The following is a 3,273-nucleotide window of genomic DNA, read 5'->3' as shown; positions in this document are numbered from 1 at the left end:
CGTTCTGTCTGCCGGTCAAGCTCATCCCACCAGTTCATTCTACGCGCTGACGGCACGTCCCATATCGGCATCCGCTGACCCGGGCAGCCTTCTGTTCCTGCTTCGCATTTCTCGTCGTCCTGGAACGGCTCAGTGTCGTCCTCATCGTCGGCTCCCTCCGGTTCGACTGCTTCAGCAGCCATCCGCTCTATCGTCTCTAAGGCTCCCTCAGACAGCTCCTCCTCTGGATTGAATCCACCCGGGTACACGTCGCCGAACCAACGCAGCGCCTGCTCGCCGTCGGCTATCGCCGTGTGAGAGAGCAGGTACATGGCGAGGCCCGCGACGTCTTCGTACGACGATGGGTGCGATAGCGATTTCATCGCATCCAGCGTTCGCACGCGCTTCGCAACCCAGTCACTTTGCTCCGGCTCAAACTCCGGCGCGGTCGCTATCTGATGAACGTGCGGCGCTACCTCAGTCGCCTGTCGCCATCCCTGTCCGTACGTCTCGCGCAGGTATTTCCACTTCTTGTCGGCCACTCCCGCCTCGCTCGCCGCGCGGAACTCACCATCCAGATCATCCGTCGTTCGCCACATGTGCAGCAGCGCGCACCCGCCCGTCACTCCCGCCTCTTGCGCCAGCTCGTACGACTCCGAGCGCATCCCGTCCACGCGCGATATCGTCCAGTCGTCTTTCTGTTCCGGCGAGAACATCGCATGGATCAGCCGCCGGTCGAGGCCATCTGCTTGCGCCCACCGATACGCCTGAATCCGCGTCACGATCTTCTTCGCCGTCTCTCGTACCCATTCCCACCAGCACTCGGGGCAACGGCGTAGCCCGCAGTGAGATTCGCTGAATATCGGTTCCCCACATTCGTCGCAGACGTGATACGGATACCAGTTCCCGCACGAATCCGGCCGCGCGCTCATCCCCGGAATCGAATACGCCGTATCAGCCACCCACTCGTCCACGAGATCTTGGTGCGCCGACCGCGCCGCGTCGATCTCCTCGTCGCTCCGTCCCGTCGACGCGAGCGGAGCCGTGCTCATCGTCGATCACCCGCCCAATAGGGGGATATAAACGATTGCGGTACAGCCGCTCTATATCCCATCAGTAGGTGTTTGAAAATGCTTTTCGCATAATGCGGGTTCCGGACAGCAACCGCGCCAGCACCGCGATCCGCACCCGCACCGCACAAGAATCCTCGACCTCCGGTCGAGCCATAGCCCGACCGCGTACCCGCCCTCCGCGCCCGGCGGCGCGGAGCGCCGCCTTGCCCACCTCCATGGTCCTGCTCGCGCGCTCCGCGCGCTGCGCGGGCTTTCACAGGCTGTTGGATCAACCGGCCACCGCTCGCCCTCTCACGACGCTCACAGCGCTCTCTCGCTCCACTGAGGATCGGGGCAAACGTCGTCCGCCTAACATCGGCGTTCTGTACGAAACGCCTATGCCGACGGTGAGACAATACCCGAGCGACCCGCGCCCACCAAAATCTTCCCACGGATGTCGGCGGGTCGGGTCGGCCCGAGGCGTTCTCGCGGGCCGACTTCACGTTGTGCTTAGCTACGCCTGTCTCGGCGACGTCTTATAAAACCTCATGTCTGAAATGGAAGCAACTATTTCACACCTCTCTCTCATGATAACCACACATGCAAAGCATGTTGCAGATTTCACCGCTACTCGGTGGTGTAGAGACGCTGATTATCATGGCGATAATGGCAGTTGTAGGCTTCTTTGTCGGAAGATGGGTATATCAAGACGCAAAAAGCCGCAGCAGCGACTGGGCATGGCAATGGGGCGTTGGGATCGGGATTCTGCTCATTCCGATTGGTCCCGGACTCGTATTGCTCGCTATCTATTTCCTAGTAAGAGGCAACAAGAGCCGATCAAATAGCCAAACAACATAAAACAGGATTTGCACCCTGTAAGCAGCCCTCCCCTATTCATCGGTCATAGTCACGGCAGTAGCCCTGTACCTCGTGCATAGACCATTCCACCTATGCCAGCCGCGACACCCAGCGCACCAGTTGCCCCGCCGACCAGCACGCTCGCCACCAGTCCCGGCGCGAGAACGAGCACCGCGACGAGCACCACCAGATACGCCGCTAGCGCGCCAGCCGCCACGTACCCCGCCGGCTTCGCCAGCCGACCCACCAGCGCCCGCGTGCGCGCCGCCTCAGCCTGCTCACGAGCCAGCCCTGCCTGCTTGTCCTCCACCATCGCCAGTCGCCGCTCGACGCCGCTCACGTCCTCACTCACTCCCTCCACGCTCTCGATAGTCGCCCGCTCTTCGACCGCCCCACGAAGCTCCTTGACGCCCTGCTTGGCTTCCTTCGACCGCTCGCGCGAATCCTCGCTCTCCTTCTCGACCGAGCGCACCCTGTTGAAGTATTCATCGTGGTGGTCCCGAATGTGTTCCAGCTGCTCGCGCACCTCCTCTACCTGATTTTTGTACCGGCTCAACTTCTTCCGGTAGTTCTGCACCGACTCTTTGGCCTCCGTACCCTCCTTGTAGCCCTGCTGGGCGAGATCAGCGATCTCCTCACGGGTCGTCGGTGCCAGTAGCTCATCGGCATGATCCTCGACCCACACCTCACCCTCCTCGCTGAGTTTGAACTTCCGAGATTCACGCTCAGGGTCGTCACGCACCGCCTCAAGCACCAATCCAGCCGGCCCGAGATGTTCCTCCATCCGATACGACACCTGCCGATTATCCTCTAAGTCCGCAGCATCTCGCAGTGCTCCCGAACTCACCCAGCCACCGCCCCGAAGCGCGCGCAGTATCTGCTGAGATGGACCATCCACCTTGTACCCATCCGCCGAGAGTTCCCCACTCATAATCACTCATATCTGGGCCGAAACCACCCTTAAATCTTCGTAGCGAAGCGAACAGTTCGGCCCCATTTCACCATGTACGAAGGCTTAACGCGCGCGTAAGGCCAACCGATTTGCGACACAGACGATTTTGGATAGTCAGGGAGAAGAGAAAGTACCCATCCGAGGGTCCAGCAGCGACACGTCATCGAGGGTCCACCATCCTCGGCGAACACGACTGAGGGTCAGGGCCAAAGCGAGCGACGACTGACTGAGGGTCCACCTGAGTCAAGCAGCTACCAATCCCGAGGGTCCACCTTAGCGATAGCTCTACTATCATCCTACATCCGCCATCCGCGCGAGGCGATCACGCGCCTCCTGTTCTGTTGAGCATGGTGGGGGATCTAGATCTCCCATCATCCAGTCTACTGCTGCTGTCATCCGGCGTTCTGTCTGCCGGTCAAGCTCATCCCACCA

2 protein-coding genes are annotated in these 3,273 nt (G+C 60.8%); both read right to left on the bottom strand.

All coding sequences use genetic code 11. The annotated features are described in order from the left end of the window. A partial coding sequence (locus PHA81_RS20710) for a hypothetical protein (RefSeq protein ID WP_273838772.1) occupies positions 1–953 on the bottom strand: 953 nt, incomplete at its 3' end. Between the two features lie 985 nt (positions 954–1,938). Continuing rightward, positions 1,939–2,820 carry a hypothetical protein gene (locus PHA81_RS20705; RefSeq protein ID WP_273838771.1) on the bottom strand — a complete coding sequence of 294 codons (882 nt, stop codon included), beginning with the start codon at positions 2,818–2,820 and terminating at the stop codon, positions 1,939–1,941. Positions 2,821–3,273 lie beyond the last annotated feature (453 nt).

The organism is Halococcus sp. PRR34 (assembly GCF_028617175.1).
In the GTDB taxonomy this organism is placed as follows: Archaea; Halobacteriota; Halobacteria; order Halobacteriales; family Halococcaceae; genus Halococcus; species Halococcus salifodinae.
This window is presented reverse-complemented; position numbering and strand designations above follow the sequence as displayed.